This window comes from Haloplanus sp. CK5-1 (assembly GCF_037201915.1).
GTDB lineage: Archaea > Halobacteriota > Halobacteria > Halobacteriales > Haloferacaceae > Haloplanus > Haloplanus salilacus.
In genome coordinates this window covers 46071-67690 of record NZ_CP147505.1, presented here as the reverse complement: position 1 = coordinate 67690, position 21620 = coordinate 46071, and the positions used below count along the sequence as shown (strand labels likewise).

Below are 21620 nucleotides of genomic sequence, written 5' to 3'. Positions count from 1 at the left end.
CGACAAAACGGTTCCGGGCCGTCGGCTAGAAGTCGGAGTCGACTTCGGGGGCGATCCCGTCGTCGTCGAAGTCGAACTCCTGGCGGAGTTCGCGGATCCGATCGCGGATGTCGGCCGCGAGTTCGAACTCCAGGTTGTCGGCGGCGGCCTCCATGCGCTCTTCGAGTGCCTCGATCCGGGCGCGGGCTTCGTCGTCACTCTCCGGTGTGTCCCCGGTGACGCTTTCGGTGTCAGTCTCGCTCCCCGGCAGGTTGGTCTCGCCAACGTCCTTCTCGATGGTCGTCGGTTCGTGGCCGTGTTCCTCGTTGAACTCCCGTTGAATCCGGCGGCGGCGACGCGTCTCCTCGATGGCCGACCGCATGGCGTCGGTCGTCTCGTCGGCGTATAGCACCACCTCGCCGTTGACGTTTCTGGCCGCCCGCCCCATCGTCTGGACGAGCGTTGTCTCCGAGCGGAGAAAGCCCTCCTGGTCGGCGTCGAGGATGGCGACCAGCGACACCTCGGGGATGTCCAGCCCCTCGCGGAGGAGGTTGATCCCGACGAGGACGTCGAACTCGCCGAGGCGGAGCCCCCTGATGAGTTCGTGCCGTTCCAGCGTGTCCGTCTCGTCGTGCATGTACTCCACCGCCACCCCCGCCTCCGAGAGGTACTCGGTGAGGTCCTCGGCCATACGCTTGGTGAGGGTGGTGACGAGGACGCGCTCGTCCCGCTGGATGCGGCCGTCGATGCGGTCCATGAGGTCCTCGACCTGCCCCGTCGCGTCGGCCACCTCGATCGCGGGGTCGACGAGGTAGGTCGGGCGGACGATCTGTTCGACCACCTGCTCGGAGTGGCCCCGTTCGTAGTCGCCGGGCGTCGCGGAGACGTACAGCGTCCGACTCGTCTTCGCCTCGAACTCCTCGAACGTGAGCGGGCGGTTGTCGTAGGCCGTGGAGAGGCGAAAGCCGTTCTCGACCAGCGAGTCCTTGCGCGACTTGTCGCCCTCGTACTGGCCCTTGATCTGCGGGAGGGTCTGGTGGGATTCGTCGATCACCGTGAGGAAGTCGTCGGGGAAGTAGTCGAGCAGGGTGTAGGGCGCTTCGCCCGAGTCGCGGTCCGAGAGGTGGACGGAGTAGTTCTCGATGCCCGAGCAGTAGCCCGTCTCGCGCAGCATCTCCAAGTCGAACGTGGTTCGTTCCTCGATCCGCTGGGCCGCGACGAGGTCGCCCTGTCGCTCGAAGTACGAGACCCGATCCTCCATCAGGTCCTCGATCTCCCCGATCGCGCGGTCGAGGCGCTCCTCCGGGATCGAATAGTGTTCCGCCGGGTGGATCAGGACCGCGGGCTCCCGGCTCACGACCTCGCCCTCGAGCGGGTCGAGTTTCGTCAGGCGGTCGATCTCGTCGCCCCAGAACTCGACCCGGACGGCGTAGCGGCCGTACATGGGGAACACCTCGACGGTGTCGCCCCGCACCCGGAACGTCCCCTGCGTGAAGTCGACGTCGTTGCGGTCGTAGTTGAGGTCGACTAGGCGGGCGAGCAGTTCGTCGCGGTCGATCGCTTGCCCCGCTTCGAGGCGCAGCGACATGTCGACGTAGTTCGCGGGGTCGCCCAGCCCGTAGATGGCCGACACCGAGGCGACGACGATCACGTCGTCCCGGGTCAACAGCGACCGGGTGGCCGAGTGGCGCAGGCGGTCGATCTCGTCGTTGATCGAGGCGTCCTTGTCGATGAACGTGTCCGTCTGTTCGACGTAGGCCTCGGGCTGGTAGTAGTCGTAGTAGGATACTAAATATTCTACTGCATTATCCGGGAAAAGATTCCCGAACTCTTCGTAGAGTTGCGCGGCCAGCGTCTTATTATGCGCAATCACTAAGGTCGGTTGTTGGAGTTCTTCGACCACCCACGACACCGTGTTCGTCTTGCCCGACCCGGTGACGCCAAGTAGGGTCTGTTTCTCCATACCAGAATTATACCCATTCACCAGTTCCTCGATGGCCTCGGGCTGGTCGCCCGCCGGGTCGAAGGGGGCGTCAACTCGAAAGGCGCGATCCGCATTCGGTCTATCCGGAGAGAGGGGGCCACTCGAATCGCTCACAATACCTTCTCTAAGTGGCTGATTCACTTTATCAGTTCGCTTGGAAAGTGAGGGGGTGAACAGTGATTCTATGTGGAATCTGGTCTGTACGGAGATTTGTTCTCTACCCCCATCTACGACAAGTACAGGCTGGCCGAGACGGAAGGCAAGGAGGCCAACGAACACCGTGAGGAAATCGAGGAACTCGAACCCGACGAAGAAGGGTAACGCCGGTCGGTTCTTCGTTTCCTATTCCGCAATGAACGAAAGATTTGGGTCGTCTACTCTCTGTTTCGGGTTTCGAATGATCATCAGTAAAGTCATATACCCGCCTGCTGGCGGCGTGAGCGGAGCCGCCACCCGAGCGAGTGGTCTTGGTTGTCGTGTCTAATTCACTCTCAAAGCCGTTCAGCGGCTTCCTGTGGCGTGATAATTCTATAGAATGTTAGCATAGATCTCGCTGACAGGCGTCTCGCGGCTCTGGTCGGCGTCAGGTCGTACTAATCTTACTACTCTTCAAAAAACGACCGTGGCCCCAGTTTCTCTGATTAGGCTATCCACCATACCGTGTTACGACCCCCAATTTGCTTGCTTTCTAATCGACCCTCGTCGGCCAGCGACCGGAGCCGATTGTAGGTTGCTCGTCGTTTGAGCGGTATCTGTTCAGTCACTTCGGCTGTAGACAGTACGGGGTCGTCTGTATCCCGAAAGACGGCCAGTATCTCGTCGTCGCTTATTCGTGGTGTCGGCCCCGGTTTCGTATCTTCGCTCATACAGCCTTCTACTATACGTAATCAGTTAACTATTCCGTCTAAGGCGACAGACTTAATATCCGTGCCGTCCAAGGTATAGATAGAGAAGGACTCGTCTCTTAGGGCGTGATTCACAGAAAACGCCCGGTGCGACAACACCGGACGAGGCCTTCTCAACGGAGCCAAGAAGGCATGAGTCAATTCGAGACAGCGGAAGGTGAATCTTCCGCAACGGCTGGTTGTATCGACCTCGAACAGCGCGATGTACGCGCCCTAACGGAGTATATGGCCGTTCTCCCCAAGGGCGGAGACATTTACACCGTCGTCGGTCAGAACCAGAACGGAGAGTACGCCGTCGATTCCCGTAAGAGTCGATGTACCTGTGCCGACCACCGATACCGGGGGACTCGCTGTAAGCACATCCGGCGTGTCGCCTTCGCTACTGGCGAGCGCGTTGCTCCCGCGTGGGTCGACGCCGACGAGGTAGACGCCCAACTTGGGGAACACGTCGAAGAGACACCGAAGGTGGCCGCGACCGACGGTGGCGTGACTCTCGAAGAGTTCGGTGCTGACGACCGCGACGACGACCGTCCCGAGGATTGCGACTGTGGCAATTGGAACGACGGCCTCGGGCTGTGCTGTTGGCCGTGCTACAGGGACGGCTTCGAGGAACCGAACCCGCACGCAACGGGTGAAGACGAATGACGGATACGCCGACGTGTCTCCGTTGCGGCTCGCGTCTCGAATACGGAGCGTTGTTGGACTGTGTAACCGGCCAACGCGGATGGGCGTGTGACGAGTGTAACGTCGCCTATTCGTCGCTTGAGGTGGGTCAATGACCCGACCGTCTCCGGCGGCGGCTCTGAACGGCGTAGAGACAGGCCACATCTGTGACCGATGCAACCGACGGGTTCGGACGGGTGACAAGGCGGTCGTCTACGCGACCTACTACGACGCCGACGGCTGGCTCATTCGCCGCGTGTGGTGTTCGGACTGTGGAAGTACGACCATTGGATTACCTACTGACGATGCGGACGAGGTGGTCGTTGAGGCGGTCTACTGGTCCGGACGACTCGTCGGTGTCAAGACAGTTGACCGAAGCCGTTCCTGATTAGGAAGCCGATTCAGCCAACTCGTCGTATCTCTCTATGATCGTCTCGAAGTAGTCGCCTTATAGAAGTCATTCAATTGACTATGAGCAGTTACCCTACCACGCAGGTGCCAAATACTCTATATCGGAGAAATAGATGGCCTATGATCGAGTGTTCGAACGCACGAAAAACTCAGATAGGCTTAGAAACCCGATACATTGAACGGCCATTATCGGTCGTCCATTCCTCTTCAATCGTATATCCAAGTGACTGCCAGAACTCGACAGCCTGCGACTCCGCCATAACATCAGCACTCATCTTCTGCTCCCCGAACTCAAACGCGAACTGTTCAGCCCGTTCACAGAGAGCCCGGCCAAATCCCTGCCCACGGTGTTCTGGTTTAACCGCCACTAGTCGGATTTGCGCTTCATCGTCATCCAGCACCCGTGATTCACACCAGACCATCAGAGCAGCCATGATAGTAGCGTCCTTCTCAATGTAGAAGAGTCGTCGATCATCTCGACAGAATGCCCGATCGAGAGTATCCCGATACGTGAACTGGTGTAGATCCCGCTTGATCGGTCGCAGATTAAAGAAGTCGTTGACGCGACCTACATCATCCTCATCTACGACCTGTTCAACAGCAATTGATTTCGCTGGCTGTGTCATGCTTCACCACCACCATGCTTGCTTTTCCGCGGACGAATCTGTACCATCTTCACTGTCTCTTCTTCGTCGTCCACGTAGACCGCTTCTCCGACATTATCGATGTTCTGAACGTAGGTCTTCAGCGCACCACTCATGTAGTCCTGACTGAGTTTGTTGAGCGATTTAATGTCCTCTCTCGTCGTGATCTTATGACACAGAATCACGTCGCATTGCGACAGGACATTGCTGTCAATTGCCGATGGTTGCTGCGTTGCAACGACGATTGACAAGCCCGGTTGGCGGCCTTCTTTCACCCACCGGATAATTGTGTCCTTTGCCAGTGATGATTTCCCGCTCGGCACGAAGTTGTGTGCTTCGTCGATGAACAGCCACACCTTCGGAATATCAACACCGAGCTGGAGTTCTTCTCGCCGACGAGCAGCCTGGCGACGACGGAACAGTTCCTTTCCGAGTACCTCGACAACGAGGTTTCGGAGTCCGTATTTTCCAGGTTCGATGACACTGACATCCAGGATATTGATTCGATCTTCGTCAACAGTCCGGAAGATGTCCTGGTAGGAATCAGCGAAAATCCCCCAGTCATGAGCCATTTCTAACCGGTTTAGAAGGGCTTCTTGGGTTCGCTCGTTCGCGTCACCATCCATCTCGATCTTCTTTATGATGTCATCGAGATAGAAATCTCCATCCTCATATTCGTCGTTCAGCTTTCGGACTGCCCGGTACAGAGCAATCCCCATGGGCTTGTTGATATTCAGGTCAAAGAGGTCACACCACCCGTCAGGAGACATATCTGACGGGTTCAGCAGCAACGGGTTAATATCGATTCCGCGGCGTTCAAACTCTCTCAGAACTTCTTCGTCGAACCGCTCTTCAGGTTCACCGGGAACGAGCAGATTCACAGGAAAACCTTCTTCGTTTAGCCCCCAGTCCCAAAGCAGGTCCCGTTGTTCCTCATTTTCTTCCGCCATTGTCCAGTAAATCCCCATCGGGTCAATCACGAGAGGAACAACGTCGATTCCTTCGGTGTGGATCTCCTCTACAATGTCACCGAGTGCATAGCTTTTCCCGGTTCCGCGTTTTCCGCAGGCAAGGATTGACCTGGCGCTTGTTGCATCTATGTACGTGTCTTCGCCGTTTTCGAGTTCTTCTCCGATGAACAGTCTCATTCGAGATCACCTGGTGATGTAACTTCGATGAGCGGGACGATGGATTCCTGATATGAGAAGCCACCGTGGACACCCCACTCAGTATTTTTCAGTTCCCGGGTTAGGTATGGGTACGCCAATCCGGTAGTTGGATCCGTGGAATCCTTGACAACCATCCCATGTTCTAGATTATGCTGTCCGGTTAGGAATCGTGCGTGGTTCGTCCATTCGTCATGAACGATCGGCGGGTCTTCTGGGAGTTGGTCTCGCCAGAGGATGCCATGGTCAGCAGTCATGAAGATGCGGAAGTTATCAGACATAGTTGAGGCGGTTTCTGCGAGCGATTTTACGTCGGATAAGATTTCGTCACGTACAACATTACGATTCGGATTCTCTTTCCGGTTGTGTGAATCTTGGTCTAGTCCCATTCTGGTTACTTGTACGTACGTCTTCTCTGTGAATGGTGCATCGGCTTCGAGTGTTGAGATGACCTCATCGAAATCACGGATACGGTGGATATTCTGCCCCATCGCTGAATGGAGATCGGTTGAGAGATCTTCCTGGCCGCGCTCCCAGTATGTGAACCCATATCCGGTGTAGAATCCTTCTCCGGTCAGAGAAGCGTATATTGATGCTGGGTCACCACCATAGATAATCCGTCTGAATCCGGGCTCGGTCGTTGTAATCCCGTCTACAATCACTGGCTGGAGAATTTCATTACTAACCGTCCGAAGGGCATCGTATGAGAGCCCGTCAATAATGATGAGGGCAACAAAATCTTCGCCCGTAATGGCGTCTAAAATGTGGTTTTTCAGCTTTGACTGTTGTAGAAGATCCTGTCGAATCCGGTCGTGATGTTCTTCGTTTGCCCAGTCTACAACGTCATTTAGTGCAGGGGTTATCGGATCTGTGGTACAGTTGATGTACGGGTATTCGTGATAGCGTGAATCATCATCAATCACTACGTCCTGTTCGAACTGATAATCGGGGTCGTAGAGATCCCGGTGAAACGTGTCTACAGATCGATAGATGGAGAGACCATCCAAATAGAACGTAGCGAGGGCTGGAAGGGGTGAGATGACTGGTGCTTCGCTGGCACGATCAGCGAGTGTTTCAAACGACGCCATGATTATCGCCGCCCGCGTCGTTCGGTGATCTTGATGTCAATTTGGTTGAGTTTGAAGAGCTGCTCGACTCGGGTTAGCAACTCATCGACGCTGATGTCCTCACCATCCTCGTGATACTCCATCAGCAGTTCCTTGAAGTCGGGGCCACGGTTCTCGTTGATTCGCTCCAGCAGATCCTGAAGCTCCTCATCGTCTGGATCGGTCTGCGCCCGGAATCCCCTGGCCTCGTGTTGCAGCTCATCAGCCGTTGTGAGTAGTGTGGCCCCTTCGCTACCGAGGTCTGTCTCATCACCAATATCGGCGAGCTCAAACCGTGACAGTGTTCCTCGAAGGCCCCGGAGTGTCGCTTCAGCCTGTTCAATCTGTTCTGCAACGTGGTCTGGATCGGCTTCAGTCTCTGCTTCAATCCCGACGATCTGCGCGTATTCGACCTCATTCTCGGCATTGTTGAGCTTCTTCTCAGCCTGGTCCAGCACTTGACTTTGGTATTCGTCTTTAAAGTCTTCGAACAGCCGGCGACGAGACTCATCTGGCTGTTTCACGTCGAATGTTACCCGAAGTCGACCGGCCTTCCCACCGGTTGCCTCGTCAAGAATCTCGTTTAATGTCTCCTGCTTAGCGTTGAACACCTCACGGCGTTCTTCACGGCGCTGTTGGTAGGCTTCTTCAATCTGATCAAGCCGTTCTTCAAACGCTTCTCTGTTCGTCAGCGCATCAATCGGGCTCTCCGCCAGCCGCTCGTGAATTTCTCCGATGAACTCCTCAATATCAGTCTCTTCTCGAATGGACTCGTCGAACGTTCGAGAGTAGTCTTGAATGTCTTCTTTGACATTCCCAACGCGATCTGCAAATGTTCGCCACTGCTCCAACTCATCAGCATATTCCTCTAACTCGTCAATCTGCTCTTCTATATCACGTAACGTGTCGCGTGCAGATTCCGCTTCGGAGTGAAGTTCCAACGCAGCTTCCAACGACCGTGAATCGTACCGTTTCTGGGCATCTTCGACCGCTTCAATCACACTGGACAACTCGCCATTGAGGTCTCGGAAGTCAGCGAGCAACTCGGTTCGAGCATCGTTCAATCCACCGACGAACCCGACACCGCTAACCACGTCATCCTCTAAGTGACTGGGGATGAAATCCCGACGTGTTCGTTTAGCATCCCTCTGTACATCACTACACTCGGACTCGTAGTGGTTGTAAAGCAGCTCACCGACTTCTTCTAACCTGACAGTAATGTGCTCTGCATCGACCTTCAGTCTCTCCAGTTTCTCACCGTCATCAGCATTCGTCCGTCCCAGCTCTTCAGCTAACTCATCAATCCGCTCAGGAACGCCATCCGGGACGCGATTCGGTTCGAGTTGTTCAATAGTCTCGATCTTCTCTCGGCAATCCTCGATTTCATGTTCAACGTCCTCGATGGTGACATCCGTCTCTTGCAGGACGAGCGCATTATTTAACTCGTCGTAGACGGCGAGACCGCGGCGCTGAATGAGTTCAGCGATGACCTCAAGCTCCTCATCACGATAGCCCTTCTCCAACGCGAGATCCTCGGCATCTGTTACCGCCAGCGTGTCATCGTCTGCCGCTTCAAGTTGTGCAAGAATCTCTTCTTCCAGAGGGTGGAGTTCTGCTCTGACCTCGTAATGATCTGCGTCGTCATCGACGATCGTCAACAGGTCACCGTAGTGCTTCTTTACGCTGTTGTCAAACGAGGAAGTCTGACGGAGCCCGAATCGGGCGGCCATCGCGTGCTTCCCTGAATTATTCTCACTGGTCGTCTCTTCAACAACTGTGTTAGTCCCTTTCCGCTTCGAGGTCGTTTCCAGCGACTCCAAGAAATCAATGTAATTGTCAATCTTACCCCGGTACTGAGGGCTCGCAATCACCGTATGGTAATTGGGGTACAGCGACTCCATCGCCTTCGTAAAGAGGCCTTCAACAGCCCGCTTTCCAGCACGCCGCAGCTCGTACGGCGCGTTCGTAATAAGTTGCTCATCGAAGAGCGCCTTCAGTGACTGGTCAAGAAGACTCTGCTGGAAGGACTCGACACGCTGTTGCTGCTGTGCGTCTAATTCCGCTGGCGGGTCGTCCAGGTAGTGTACGAGCGCCAGCATCAGGAATGGTGTGACTGCCTTCGGGTCCATGGCGTCACGGAGAAAGTCTAGTCCCTTCGGAAGTTCATCAAATGACTGCCGAGCATCAAGCACGAACGTGTACTCGCGGTCTGACTCTTCACGGATGTGTGACCCGGGAACCTCATCTCCGCCTTTCTGCCATGCGAGAACGAAATTCAGACCGAGGTCAGGTGCACCGAAGAATTCACCAAGCGACTCGTGTGAACTGATAATCTCATCTTCCTTCCTGTCATCACACACTCCAACGCTGATACGGCGCTTGGGGAATCGTGTGTCGAACGTCCCCTCAAACTGGTCTTTGAATGCGGTGTGGTCCAGTTTATTGAAGTCCTTACCGCCGTTCGTCCAGCCATCTAGTGTTCCGCGTTGGGGTTCGAGAATTTCACCAGCCAAGAGATTGTTAGCGAGCGCCTCAACGGCATCTGCAGCCGCAGCTTCACCGACACCGTACTCACGCCAGAAGTCACGAATCAACTCCCGAATCGGGTCAGTTGTTTCCGTTCGAGTCAGGTCTACCAGCGTGTACCCATCGGAGACAACCTTGATGACTTCACCATGGAATTTCTTTGAGAGTTCTGTCTCCGCTTGCCCGAGTCCGTATTCCTCAACAACACCATCAGGAATCCCTTCGACCGGGAACACCGCACACAACTTCAGGAACTTCTGTTTCTCTTCAGTATCAACCGCTGAGTGATCAAGGGCATCACCGATAGCGGTCTGGGTTTTTGTACTGGAGCCCTGGTATCGAACCTCGCCCTGGTAGAAGCAGTCAGCCAAATCAAGGGCCGTGAAGGTTTCCTGCTGATCTTCGTATTGGGACAATGCGAGGCGGAAGATGTCCATCACGGTTCGCGGCCCGTTACTGATGTCATTCCGCGAACAGACTTCACCTGTGGCTTTCAGAGCGGACTCAGAGATGATCTCGTGCTTCTGGTCTGCAAAGTTGAACTGATCCGCGTAGCGATCCCATAGTTCCGCAGGAAATTCCCGCCCGTACACGTTCTGGAGATTCAGCGTTAGGTTGTCACGCTGAAGGCGGTTCAGAATATCTTCTGCCCGAGAGTCCAGCATACTCTTCGTCTTCTCAGGCATCGAGATGAAGAGACCAAACTCGTCACGAATCTGTGCCCCAGCCTGAAGGCCGAAGACAAGCCGTCGGAACCGGGATTCAGCGTCCTTTTCGTTATCAGCGCTGTTGAAGTACTCTTGGAGCTCGTCACCGATGATAACGAGCGCCTCGAATCCAGCATCTACCGCGACTTCGGTACACTCATCGAAAAAGTCAATGAGCGTATCAGCGTTAATGCTGAGATCGAGATCATTCTCCTGTTCCATCTCCTCGAACATCGCAACGAGCTTGTCGAAGTCCAGGTCGTGCTGGCCTTCTTTCTGCTTCGCAACCGACTGCAGCTCTTGCTGCAGATACCGCTCGTGAATGTCATCAAGATCGTCGACGTATCCCGGGGCTTTGTTCTGGAACTCGTAACGAAGCCACCCGTAGGTAGCACGCATCACTGCAGCAAACGAATCCATCGTAAACGGCGGAACTGCAATAATATCGTTGTCACTGAGTGTATGCCAAATACTAACGGAAGTGCTTGTCTTGCCGTACCCGTACGGGCCGTACAGGTACCCCTTCGTCGCTGAATCTTCGTCTATGACGGTTTCGTAAATCTCGTTTTCAAACTCACTAGTGTCGCCTAGTGAGACGTGTGTCTGCGCGTACCGTCGATAGTCATCTTCGACTGTTTCTGGTTCGTCCTTGAGGCTCCGGGCCTCAAAGGTCGAAATGATACCTTCACTCTTCCGAACGAGGTCAGATAACTCTTCGACGTTCTCAGTTGGTTTTTGCGTGCTCATTGTTGGATTGGTGTAGGTGCGTTTTCGGTGTCAAGTCCGAGGTCGTCCCATGTGTTGGCTATTTGTTGGTAGTGTTCATCTTCTGGCCATAATTCGACGCGTGGGTACAACTCGTCGGCAGGCCGATCAGTGACGTACACGATTGTTGCAAGTCCGTTGATGCTGGCCTGGTTCCGGAGTTTCCGTGTTTCGCGTCGTTCTGGTTCCCCGTGGTCATAGAGGACAGTGGGCGTATCTACACTCTTTGAACCGGTCTGGTAATAATCCCAGCCTTCTGAGAGGTGTAACACCCAACAGAGGAACGTCTTCCCAGCGTGCCGTGGACCGTGAAGATTGATGAATCGAGCACCATCCTCACGGTGCTGACGTATGGCATCACGGGCGTCTTTCTGGGCATCAGTCAGCAGCGACTCGTCAGCAGCCTCTTTCAGGACGTTCGTCTGCCGTAGTAGTGGTGCTTCAGGCGAGGTCATTGATTTCCACCGGGTCGCTGAGCCTGACCCTAAGCTGGTAATCGCTTTTAATCGATAGTCGTGCGTCCATCGACGCGACGTGTTCAATTACGTCCGGCAGTTGCTCTTCCTGTAACAGCAGAATATTACAGATTATCTCAGTCGTGTCTCCAGACAATTCAACTGGATCACCGTAGTTACGAGCCCTTGAATCAATATCAGTGCGGTAAAGATGATCGACTGTTGCTAGAACTAGTTCGGTCGGTGCGAACGACCGGAGTGTCACCTCATCTGAACTGTCGTCGTAAACGTCTGGATCCAGTTCTTTGATGAACCGCGCGTAATTGTTTAGGCTCGTCGTGCTGAGTGGCCCGGAATCACTCAATCCTTCCTCTGAACTGCGTTCTGCCGTTAAATCTACGGATTCAACGATTTCCTGTTTGGTGTCTTGGGTGAATTCGACCGGTGCTCGGCGACGAAATTCGTCGCATATCTGGTAATAAGCCCACGAAATCGCCCGATCTGAAGATGGGTCACGGTAGTAGGCAGTTGCATAGGTGAAGTGTAATAGTTCATAGAATAGTTGGTCGTTGTAGAGTAAGACTTCAACAAGCTCTCTGCCGTAATCGGTCAGTTGCTGCCGATCAGAATCATCAACTAACCCTAACTTAGCCAGCGTCGTCTGCATATTCTTCGTATTAACGACATCTAACCCAGTTTCACGATAGACATCATCCATCACACCCTCAACAGAGTCGTAGTCACGCTGGTCAATGAAATCCAGATAATGCTTGATCGCTTCCGGTCGGTGCTTCGCACCTTCGATATGAAGTTTCGCCATGGTTCAGATCACCTGTTTCGGCCGTGACGCTGACGTGACCTGTTCTAACCGACGACGATACGTCGATTGTTCGTCCATAGCAGCGAGGATCTCCTCGTACGACATCTGCTCAACCCGATTCGTCATCTCGTGGATGACGATGAGATTGTGCATTATGCGATCCCACCGATTGTTCCGGAGTTGCTTCATTGACTCACAGAATGGACAGGAATGACCGGTTTCTGCTTTGAGGTGGGGTAACTCGTCTTTCGTGAGTAGGTTCCCGCTCCGGTTTGTCCGGTGTGACGCGTTGTACCGGCTCTTGAACGGGAAGAACACGTTCCCGTATCCACTTGACCGCATCCAACTTGTTGTGTCGAAGCTATCGACCCCTGCTGCATAGAGCAGGGGGATGCTTGTCGGGCCGCCAACACCGAACGCGTGAACGCTCATTCCGGCGTCATGTGCCTTTTCGACGGCCCATTCGAGGTTGTGGAACGCTTCCGTCGTGAGCATATTTACGCCGTTGCTGACACCACTGGTACCGAAACTGCCGAATCCGATGTGTTGGAGTCCGTCAAGTTCTTTGTAGGTACTGAGACACTGGCGGAGTTGATCCTGTGTGTGACCTTGAATGACAGCAAGTGCACGTTCCTGCAGATGATCTGGAAGTTGACGGTAGAACAGCGTGGTAATATCAGCCGTCTGTTTCACCTTCTTTTCAACGAGTTCCGGTGAATCTTGTGATAGAGGAACGTTGTCTGGAAGGACATAGCGATGACCCCAGTGGTTGTCGCCATAGAAGTCGTGTAGGTAGGCTTGGAGATCATCGAACGTTTTGTTACCTACTTGGACTTCGTATCCGCCAGAATCGAACATGACATTAATATCGAATCGATCTTGGAGATTTCGTATCGCCGTATGTGACGTTTCACCCTGAGAAATCGGGGTGAACATCACGTTCTCCAGCGGTTCGAGTGACCCATATCCGTCAACTAACTTGGCAGAGGTCTTCCGGATTGAACTCGAACAGAGGCTGAGTGCAGCGTAGAACTCCATTGTTATCGCTCAGATGGGGTTCGGGAGAGGTTATCTGCCCTACTGGCGCGAGTTTCGGGAATGTCGTCGGTTAGTTCTCCGTACTCTACGGCCGTGTCGGTGGTGATACCGCCACGGACGTTGAATTGCCCGGTGATACGCATCCAGCGAGGGTCACAGGCTTCGACAAGGTGGTCGAGGATCTGATTGGTCGCCGGCTCATGGTAGATCTCTACGTCCCGATATGATCCGAGATAGAGTTTTAGCGACTTCAGTTCGATAATGTGATCGTCGGGGACGTACTCAATAATGATCGTCCCGAAGTCCGGTTGTTCTGGCTTTTCTGGACAGAGACACGTGAACTCCGGTGACGTGATTTCGAGCCGCGTGTTTCGTCCAGGGTACTCGTTTTCGATTACTTCCAGCAGGCTTGGGTTAGCAGATGTCATTGGTCGTTCTCCGTTTTCCCGATTTTCTCTAACAGTTCTGTTTTGTCGTCAATCCAATCCGCTTCCTCAAGGAGACGGGCAATTGCCTCATCGTACGTGAGGCCATCTTGAGCTTTGTACCGACGAAGCTCGTCACGTACAGACTTTTTGACTGTTATCGTAGTTTCGTCATCCATGTGCTTTACTCTCTATTCTCTTTGGCTCTCATATAGATGTAATGGTTATAATAGAAATAAATTTTATCAATATATATCTGTGACTCTCACTGAACGCAATTAGAAACAGCGTGAGAATCACGGTATCCATCGGATAGGCACTAGTATACGGATCTTCAGGAACGTGCTATGACCAAGCCGGTATCCTGCTCGGTCAGTAGCCCTACTGAATTACTAATATGCTATTATCTCCACTCTCAAACGTTCTAATAGCGTTTTTGAGGATGAACCCACGGGCTCGATTTTATAAGTATTATCAACAATTACTAAGTATGGCACAGTCACAATATGTCAGTATACCAGTTCATCCCGAAACACGGGACGAAGTGCGGGCATTAAAACGCGGAGGGCAAGACTACGAGTCACTCATCCGACAGATGATTTTGCAATTTGACCCCGACGAGGTTGCCGAACACGGTGAGTGACATGATTCCAAACAACCTACCATATCGTACATTCCCCCGTGAGTGGGTTGACGAGCCGCCTACTTGGTATCAGTATATCATTGGTGAATTTGACAGCGAAATGTGGTATGAGAGAGACGAAGTGCCTGATTCTCTAATTGACCCAATGCATTATCAGCCATTTGAATTTAAAGAAGAACTCAATCACCTACACGAACAATTTCTAATCTTCGTAAGAGCATCACGAATAGATTCAGATTTGACTGAAGCAGGTTGTTTGGAACATGAATGGGAAGTTGCTGATGGGCCAATGTTCACTTATGATGAACAATGTCGGTTTGACATATGGACACTGTACAATCAACCCAATAAGGAAGTAGAACTTGATATTGGTGGGACTGCTCGAATTAAAACTCTGCCAATACAAAGCGAAATCAGCGATGTACCGCCGCTACAAGACACTGTTCCATCTGACGTTCCACTAATTTGTGGCCCTCAATTGCATACCCCAGTAGGTGAACCCTCGATACCAGGACGGCCATTCGGCAAGAGTACTTTCGCTAGTTGTCCACTCTATCGATAGCGCCGGTGGCAAGAGTCCGGTTTAACACGATAAGAAGGCCGAAACGAGACGAATTCCACTCCTGACGCTGCACCGAGTTAGAAAAATATCAAATACTTGGCTGTTGTCCGCTGTGGCAGTTATTTCGACGACCGTCAAAAGATAGCTGTCGCTGTTCGCCAGCCTCGCTTCAGCCGAAGCGAGGCGGCTCAGCCGAGTCCGTGCTCGTATCCTGGTGGTAACCCTTCACTGTTTGTCCGATGCTTTTGCTTCCAGCCGAGCTCATCGTCTAACACCTGCTCGATCCCGTGGAGAAACCCATCACTGAACGTGAAATCTGTCGGGAGTGCTCGCCCGCCACGCCGTGGCCGGGCGAGCACTGCCCATTGCAACACGAGCCACAACTGCTCCAACAGGAACCCGACACCCACGTAGAAGAGCCGAATTATCGTCGATGGCGTCGTTGTCAAAGCACGCGCTTCGCGGAACTTCTCATAGCTCTTCTCGATCCGTGACCGATGGTTGTAGACCTGCGCCACTTGCTGCGGCGTGCGGTCTTCCAGACCGTACGCCGCGTAGCCCGTTTGTTTGAGCCCTGATTTTCCACGATCACCGTTCTGGTAGGTGACGTTCACTGCCAGCGGATACGTCTGTTCGTACTCTTTGTCTTCACAGACCGTCTCTTCTGTCATATGCGAAGCAGTGACAGCAAGTTTCTCCCGGAGCGAGTCTTTCCGGGTTATGACCGGAAAGACTGGCGGTGCTGTCTCCCGAAGAACACCGATTAACTCCCCGACGAAGGCGTCTCTGTCCATGAGGATCTGGTCGGTCTCGAATGGATATGTCTCGACGCGGGCGAGCACGCGCTCGACCGCGTCGGCCTTGCTGTCCTCGCCATCAACTGGTTCAACTGCCAGTGTTAGTGGCTTTCCCTGCGCGATGACGAACGCAGTACAGTACCGGTGACACTTCGTGGTTCCGTCCCGTGCTTCCATTCTCCTGAACTCGTCCTCGTCGTCTGGATGACCGTGGAACGGATTGTCCATGAAGTCCAGACAGATGGTTCTCGACCCGCCGCGGTCGAGAACCGTCATTGCCACCAGTGCGAGGATATCGTTGACAGCATCGAGCATCGGCTCTTTCTCCAGGGTGTGCAACCAGTCCATCACTGGCTCGCGGTTTGGCGTGTCCTCAGTATTCGTTGTGACGCCGTTGACTGAGGTTGTGTCAACAGCAGCTCGTAAGACGACTTCCATGATCTCCTCGGAATCGAGGCCAGAGCCCTCGATTCCTTCCATCGGTATCAGCTCAAGCAACTCCATGCTAAGAGACTTCAACTGGCTGTTCGAAATGTACTCGTCCGGATCTGTGAGGATGCGTTTGAGTTTTGGTAGCCTCATCACGCATCCATCCGGACGGCGGCTGAATCAGGCGACTGATTCAGTCGCGTCATTCTGATCACTACGTGTCAGCAACTGGTCTCTTGAGCCAGAGTGGACAACTAGCGACTTTGCAAATATCGAATTCTACCGATATGCAAAATTATCTCCAAAAAGCGGGAAAAAAGCGACGCGAAAAAAGAAAACGTCAGAAAGAGCAACGTCAGCGAAAGCAACGTCAGAAAAAGAAACGTCAGAAAGAGCAACGTCAAAAAAAGCAACGTCAGTATGCGCAACATCAGCAAAAGCGACGTCAAAAAAAGCAACGTAGCCGCCGACGAGCGAGACGTGGTAGAAGAGTACCCAAAGCATCCTGTAGATAACTAATTAATAGTATTCTATCAAGAGTGCATTGTTTTCTGATACCATATTGAGAGTTATCTACGGCGCTCTGTTCACTGGTTTTCTAAGATTTACCCACAATTATAATATTATAAATGTATAAAAAACGACCATTAAAGACACTCCGTAACCTAACAAATTATGTAATGCCTGAGTACGTGACCATACCGGCTGAACCGTCCACTCGTGAGCGAATCAAATCTCACCTGCGTGGTGGCGAGCGGTACGACGACCTACTTCAGCGGCTCGTAAACGAATACGAAGAAGAAGAACCAGCTAATCGAGAGTAGTCAGTAAACATATTGTACAAAATGACCCGATTAAATCACAATACCGACCAAGTGAGCATTGTTACCTTGGTGAACAAAGACCTGAGTGCGGATGATGCGATTGCGGTTCGCACCACCGGTGGAATATACGATACGGAAGATGAATATCTCCTTCTCGGTGAATTCGCCGGGCAACCGAAGGAACATGTTGTCAGCGATAACTTCCCATATGCGGCAATTGATTTGGAAGGTATCTGGGCTATTGAGAATGGTACAGCGGTTCCAAATACTGTTTTCCACGAACAGTGTATTCTACATCCACATCGGTCAGCGTGTGTGGGTGTTCGTTTCAAAGATAAGACACAATCAAAACAATCGCTATTTGCCATCGGAGTAATTTCGGATTTTGAAGCGGGCGACATAGCCACGCCTCAATCCCTACTCACAAAACAAGAGACAATCCGCTAATCAAATTTCAACAATCGCTAGTTGTCCACTCTGGCTCAAGAGACCAGTTTCTGACACGTAGTGATTAGAATGACGCGACTGAATCAGTCGCCTGATTCAGCCGCTGCCCGGATTCCTGTGTGTGATGGAGTTCCCAAGACTCAAACGCATCCTCACAGATCCGGACGAGTACATTTCGAGCAGCCAGTTGAAGTCTCTTAGCATGGAGTTGCTTGAGCTGATACCGATGGAAGGAATCGAGGGCTCCGGCCTCGATTCCGAGGAAATCATGGAAGTCGTCTTACGAGCTGCTGTTGACACAACCTCCGTCAACGGTGTCACGACGAACACTGAGGACACGCCAAACCGCGAGCCAGTGATGGACTGGTTGCACACCTTGGAGAAAGAGCCGATGCTTGATGCTGTCAACGATATCCTCGCACTGGTGGCGATGACGGTTCTCGACCGCGGCGGGTCGAGAACCATCTGTCTGGACTTCATGGACAATCCGTTCCACGGTCATCCAGACGACGAGGACGAGTTCAGGAGAATGGAAGCACGAGATGGAACCACGAAGTGTCACCGGTACTGTACTGCGTTCGTCATCGCGCAGGGAAAGCCACTCACACTGGCGGTTGAACCAGTTGACGGCGAGGACAGCAAGGCCGACGCGGTCGAGCGCGTGCTCGCCCGCGTCGAAACATACCCATTCGAGACCGACCAGATCCTCATGGACAGGGACGCCTTTGTCGGGGAGTTAATCGGTATTCTTCGGGAGACAGCACCGCCAGTCTTTCCGGTCATAACCCGGAAAGACTCGCTCCGGAAGAAACTCTCCAAGGCCGCGTCACACATGACCGAAGAGACGATTTGCGAAGGGAAAGAGCACGAACAGACGTATCCACTGGCGGTGAACGTTACCTATCAGAACGGTGACCGCGGAAAGTCTGGTGTGAAAGCGACAGGATACGCGGCGTACGGTCTGGAAGACCGCACGCCCGCGCAAGTCGCTACGACCTACAACAAGCGTTCACGGATAGAGAAGAGCTACGAGAAGTTCCGAGAAGCGCGTGCCCTGACAACAACGCCATCGACGACAATCCGGCTGTTCTACGTGGGCGTGGGGTTTCTGTTAGAGCAGTTGTGGCTCGTGTTACAGTGGGCCGTGCTCGCCCGACCACGGCGGGGCGGGCGAGCACTTCCGAAAACATTCGCGTTTGGTGACGCGTTTTTGCACGGGATCGAACGGGTGTTAGACGACGAACTCGGCTGGAAAGAGAAGTACCGGACTAACGGAGAAGGACTGCCAGCAGGATACGAACACGGACTCGGTTGAGCCGCCTCGCTTCGGCGAAGCGAGGCTGGCGAACAGCGACAGCTGTCTTCGGAGATCAGTCTGAACGACAACTACAGCCAAAACAATCCAGATTTGTGACTCTTCCTCAACTCTCCGTGGCGTCAGATGTGTACTTCGTCTCGTATCAGCGTCCTTACCGTGTTAGACCGGACTCTTGTTGCCGCCGCCATCAAGAGAGTGGACAACTAGCGACAATGGAAGACGCGATTCGAGCCGGGGAGTGTCCATGCCCAACCGGCCCGATAGCCCCATGTACATCAACAACGAACTACAATGTCAGGTACGCACCAGACCCCTAACAATCCATCGCATAGCACGTTCAAACGTGGGTACGCCCGTGACGAAACGAAGCGTCTCCTTCTTCATGGGCTGAAGAATGACGAGGAAGTTCTTGTTCAACCACCACCGACTATCCATCCCGAAAAACTCGTTCCTAAACTCGTTGCTGCTCACGACCTATGTGCGGTCTACACCGCCCCGACGAAACGGCAGTTGGCCCGAATAGAGCAACGGTTCAACAATAACGGCGTCACAACTCAACGAGTTAGGTCACAGTACGACCTGTGCGGTTCCTATAGCGGCGCACATAACAATGACATTGAAGAACGGGTGAAAGACCACATTGAGCGCGGAGCAACCTTGGGCAACCTTCACGAAGACAGGAAATTACCATGCCAACCGGGCTGTCCCTTCGGTGGACGAAATCCCCCACCGTTCACTGAACAGGTCATTCTCGCACATCCGAAGCACATCTACATGGACAGGATTCTCGAAGACCGTCATATCTTCACTTGCTCCCTCCGCGGAGACGCGTACATCACTGAACTTGACAATCCACCGAAAAAACTTAATTCTTATATTGACACAAATACCGACTTCATTGACTACCGCGATTTCATGCGGAACAGAGACATGAACTGTCCGCCATTCGCGCCGTTCCTATCCGATTATCCGTTTAATTCGTTTGAGCCGTCTGACCCTGACAAAGAGTTCGGCTATGATATTGACAAGGACGGACACCATTTAGCACCCCTTGCGGTATTCGGCTTGCTTCACTCCGAAAAACTCCCGAATGGATGGGAAACATCGTACCACCGACGTGAGTCCAATTTGGGGAGTCCGACGCCAACCCATCAGGTGAATCAAGGCCCGAATCCCTTCGAGGTCGTCGGCCTTGATTACCAGCGACACCGGGTAGTTCGAGAGCCGGGTGAAACACCCGAAGACGACACTCTATACGTTCTCAAGGTGCCAAACTATTCCAAAGCCAAGAACGTCGTCGCGTTCGATATTGCACCAACTTCGTGGATGTGGAACCTCTACTACGGTGCAGATTTCGACCATCAGCGCGTCTACTCTGACGACGAGACTGCCGAGTTCCTTCACCAAGAAATGGATACGACCGTGATTCAGACGGCGACCAGAAGGAAACCATACGACAGTTCGTACCACAACCAGAACCGTAGTTTCACACCGGGACGAGACGCGAGTATCGCCGTGTGGGCAACTGGTGAGTTCGGCAAGCGACCACATATTGTCAGTACGAACAAAGGTTTTAGAGCCTACGACGCAAAGCAACCTGCCCTACTTCGAGACGACGCCGAGCGAGGGATTCAGTACCGTCGTGGCGAGTCTGTGATTACCGACGACGCACCGCTCGTTATCCTTAACGGCTCCCCGCGTCCCCAAAACGAAGAGTTCCAACTATGGGGTGCGCTCGCCGGTAAGTCCGTTCCCGGTTCACCGAACCAGCAAGGGTCGTTCGGACGAGTTGGTGACGAGGTTCGACACCAGTTCAGCGAATCCCGTGTAGGGAAGTGGGCGACTCGGTTCACCAGCAAGGACGCTACTCTCGTTCTGAACACAACTGCCGTCCCCGAGTTGCTTCAAGATAGCCGACTGGTCACCTATGCCTCTCCGACAGACGTTCTTACCGAGAACTCGTCTGCAAAACGGAAGGTTGCACGATTTCTTCGACAGCAGGCGAAGGAAGGTGAGAGGGCTACAATCGGAGAAATCGAATCAGAAACAGGTGTCTCACGGCAAACGATATACACCGCTCGTGACGACTTCGAGGACGAAGGTTGGATTACAGCGTACCACTCTGAAAGGCCGACCGAGTACGAATGGGATTCGTAAGTCATCTCTTATGTTAAATGTCTCTTACAGTGGTCTATTACTGTAAGAGGCATTTTACACTCACTACCCTGTTATCTCGAACTTCGTTCCTTATTTCGGGATGGTCGGTTGGCAGAAACCGATTCTGTGGTGATACTATGGGACTCCTACCCGGTCGCTCTCGAATCGACACCCGGGGGTGTTTCAGAGAACCTACTGGGGCGTCTCCTTGTTCGTTCCCTATATCGGGATGAAGGGGGTGAAAGAGTATTTCACAGGTCGTCGGCTCTGAAAAGCGTTTTAAAAGTGACAAGGAAATAATATATGGGCAAAACCTTTTCTAAACCCCTCTAAAGCCGTTTTAGACGATAAGAGAAACCCGTAGACCGCCTCTACGCGACAGAGAATTGGGGAGACTGGCCCTGTCACAGTACCCCTACTGACGAGCGTCGTCGACACAGGCGAGAGAGCGCGTGACACCATCTCACATACCCACCGGGTACCGGGGGACGACCGTTGGGGCCGCCGGGACTGGTAGTCAGGCCACCGGGGGCCAGCCCGGCATGAGCGGGGGTCGTCGGGGGCGATTTGTTCAGAGTGCCGAGGCTCCCTCTTTGACAGTCCTATTTAGCAGAAATCTGCCGACCGTTCGTGGCCCATACAGGCCATTCAGGCCGGTCGTGACGGTCGCCTTCGACGGCATGGGCCACTCGTCGGCGTCGGGCTTCAACACCGAGAGGGACAGACTGGGGGGCGAGAACGGCCAGTGATGGTCGTCGTCAGGGTGCGCTCGTAGTGGTGTCGTCGGGGTATGGCTCTTTAGTATTCTTAAGCCGTCGACACGGGCGACTCACCACCGAGTTCATTCAA

At 53.4% G+C, this 21620-nt stretch carries 19 protein-coding genes; 6 read left to right on the top strand and 13 right to left on the bottom strand.

Features of this window, described 5'->3' with window-relative positions; all coding sequences use genetic code 11:
- Window positions 1-25: 25 nt before the first annotated feature.
- Both uvrB and NBT81_RS00340 read right to left on the bottom strand, forming a co-directional pair.
- Window positions 26-2077: an excinuclease ABC subunit UvrB gene (gene uvrB, locus NBT81_RS00345; RefSeq protein ID WP_338740228.1), complete on the bottom strand. Its 2052-nt coding sequence runs from the start codon at window positions 2075-2077 to the stop codon at window positions 26-28.
- A gap of 527 nt (window positions 2078-2604) precedes the next feature.
- On the bottom strand, window positions 2605-2829 hold the full coding sequence (locus NBT81_RS00340; RefSeq protein ID WP_338740227.1) for a hypothetical protein: 225 nt from the start codon (window positions 2827-2829) through the stop codon (window positions 2605-2607).
- Between the two features lie 264 nt (window positions 2830-3093).
- On the opposite strand from NBT81_RS00340, the gene NBT81_RS00335 reads away from it, so the two are divergent.
- Window positions 3094-3513 (top strand): SWIM zinc finger family protein, encoded by a 420-nt coding sequence (locus tag NBT81_RS00335; protein ID WP_338740226.1) that lies wholly within the window; start codon window positions 3094-3096, stop codon window positions 3511-3513.
- A gap of 578 nt (window positions 3514-4091) precedes the next feature.
- Here the strand turns inward: NBT81_RS00335 and NBT81_RS00330 are convergent.
- From NBT81_RS00330 to NBT81_RS00290, 9 genes are read right to left on the bottom strand one after another with little or no spacing between them, the layout of a single operon-like run.
- Window positions 4092-4568: a GNAT family N-acetyltransferase gene (locus tag NBT81_RS00330; protein WP_338740224.1), complete on the bottom strand. Its 477-nt coding sequence runs from the start codon at window positions 4566-4568 to the stop codon at window positions 4092-4094.
- Window positions 4565-5734 (bottom strand): ATP-binding protein, encoded by a 1170-nt coding sequence (locus NBT81_RS00325; protein WP_338740222.1) that lies wholly within the window; start codon window positions 5732-5734, stop codon window positions 4565-4567. Before NBT81_RS00325 ends, NBT81_RS00330 begins: the two co-directional genes overlap by 4 nt.
- Window positions 5731-6840 carry a hypothetical protein gene (locus NBT81_RS00320; protein WP_338740220.1) on the bottom strand — a complete coding sequence of 370 codons (1110 nt, stop codon included), beginning with the start codon at window positions 6838-6840 and terminating at the stop codon, window positions 5731-5733. Before NBT81_RS00320 ends, NBT81_RS00325 begins: the two co-directional genes overlap by 4 nt.
- A gap of 2 nt (window positions 6841-6842) precedes the next feature.
- Window positions 6843-10838, bottom strand: coding sequence for a hypothetical protein (locus tag NBT81_RS00315; RefSeq protein ID WP_338740219.1), 3996 nt, complete (start codon window positions 10836-10838; stop codon window positions 6843-6845).
- Window positions 10835-11311 (bottom strand): hypothetical protein, encoded by a 477-nt coding sequence (locus NBT81_RS00310; RefSeq protein WP_338740218.1) that lies wholly within the window; start codon window positions 11309-11311, stop codon window positions 10835-10837. Before NBT81_RS00310 ends, NBT81_RS00315 begins: the two co-directional genes overlap by 4 nt.
- On the bottom strand, window positions 11298-12131 hold the full coding sequence (locus NBT81_RS00305; protein WP_338740217.1) for a hypothetical protein: 834 nt from the start codon (window positions 12129-12131) through the stop codon (window positions 11298-11300). Before NBT81_RS00305 ends, NBT81_RS00310 begins: the two co-directional genes overlap by 14 nt.
- A gap of 3 nt (window positions 12132-12134) precedes the next feature.
- Window positions 12135-13169 carry a hypothetical protein gene (locus NBT81_RS00300; RefSeq protein ID WP_338740216.1) on the bottom strand — a complete coding sequence of 345 codons (1035 nt, stop codon included), beginning with the start codon at window positions 13167-13169 and terminating at the stop codon, window positions 12135-12137.
- A 2-nt stretch (window positions 13170-13171) separates the two neighbouring features.
- Entirely contained in the window at window positions 13172-13597 is a 426-nt protein-coding gene (queF, locus tag NBT81_RS00295) for a preQ(1) synthase (protein ID WP_338740215.1), read from the bottom strand.
- On the bottom strand, window positions 13594-13773 hold the full coding sequence (locus NBT81_RS00290) for a hypothetical protein (protein ID WP_338740214.1): 180 nt from the start codon (window positions 13771-13773) through the stop codon (window positions 13594-13596). The genes queF and NBT81_RS00290 overlap by 4 nt, the downstream gene beginning before the upstream one ends.
- A gap of 465 nt (window positions 13774-14238) precedes the next feature.
- On the opposite strand from NBT81_RS00290, the gene NBT81_RS00285 reads away from it, so the two are divergent.
- Complete coding sequence (locus NBT81_RS00285; RefSeq protein ID WP_338740213.1) at window positions 14239-14799, top strand: hypothetical protein; 561 nt, start codon at window positions 14239-14241, stop codon at window positions 14797-14799.
- A 188-nt stretch (window positions 14800-14987) separates the two neighbouring features.
- Here the strand turns inward: NBT81_RS00285 and NBT81_RS00280 are convergent, their stop codons facing one another.
- Complete coding sequence (locus tag NBT81_RS00280) at window positions 14988-16178, bottom strand: ISH3 family transposase (RefSeq protein ID WP_338737857.1); 1191 nt, start codon at window positions 16176-16178, stop codon at window positions 14988-14990.
- Window positions 16179-16304: 126 nt separating this feature from the next.
- Window positions 16305-16529, bottom strand: coding sequence for a hypothetical protein (locus NBT81_RS00275; protein WP_338740212.1), 225 nt, complete (start codon window positions 16527-16529; stop codon window positions 16305-16307).
- Window positions 16530-16654: 125 nt separating this feature from the next.
- On the opposite strand from NBT81_RS00275, the gene NBT81_RS17240 reads away from it, so the two are divergent.
- The 4 genes from NBT81_RS17240 to NBT81_RS00260 all read left to right on the top strand — a co-directional run bounded on the left by NBT81_RS17240 (window position 16655) and on the right by NBT81_RS00260 (window position 20771).
- The gene (locus tag NBT81_RS17240) at window positions 16655-16849 is read left to right on the top strand and encodes a DUF7557 family protein (protein WP_425498700.1); all 195 of its coding nucleotides are present in this window, start codon (window positions 16655-16657) and stop codon (window positions 16847-16849) included.
- Between the two features lie 51 nt (window positions 16850-16900).
- Entirely contained in the window at window positions 16901-17296 is a 396-nt protein-coding gene (locus NBT81_RS00270; protein ID WP_338740211.1) for a hypothetical protein, read from the top strand.
- Between the two features lie 124 nt (window positions 17297-17420).
- Entirely contained in the window at window positions 17421-18611 is a 1191-nt protein-coding gene (locus tag NBT81_RS00265; RefSeq protein ID WP_425498664.1) for an ISH3 family transposase, read from the top strand.
- 294 nt (window positions 18612-18905) lie between these two features.
- Window positions 18906-20771, top strand: coding sequence for a hypothetical protein (locus tag NBT81_RS00260; RefSeq protein WP_338740209.1), 1866 nt, complete (start codon window positions 18906-18908; stop codon window positions 20769-20771).
- Window positions 20772-21620: the final 849 nt, after the last annotated feature.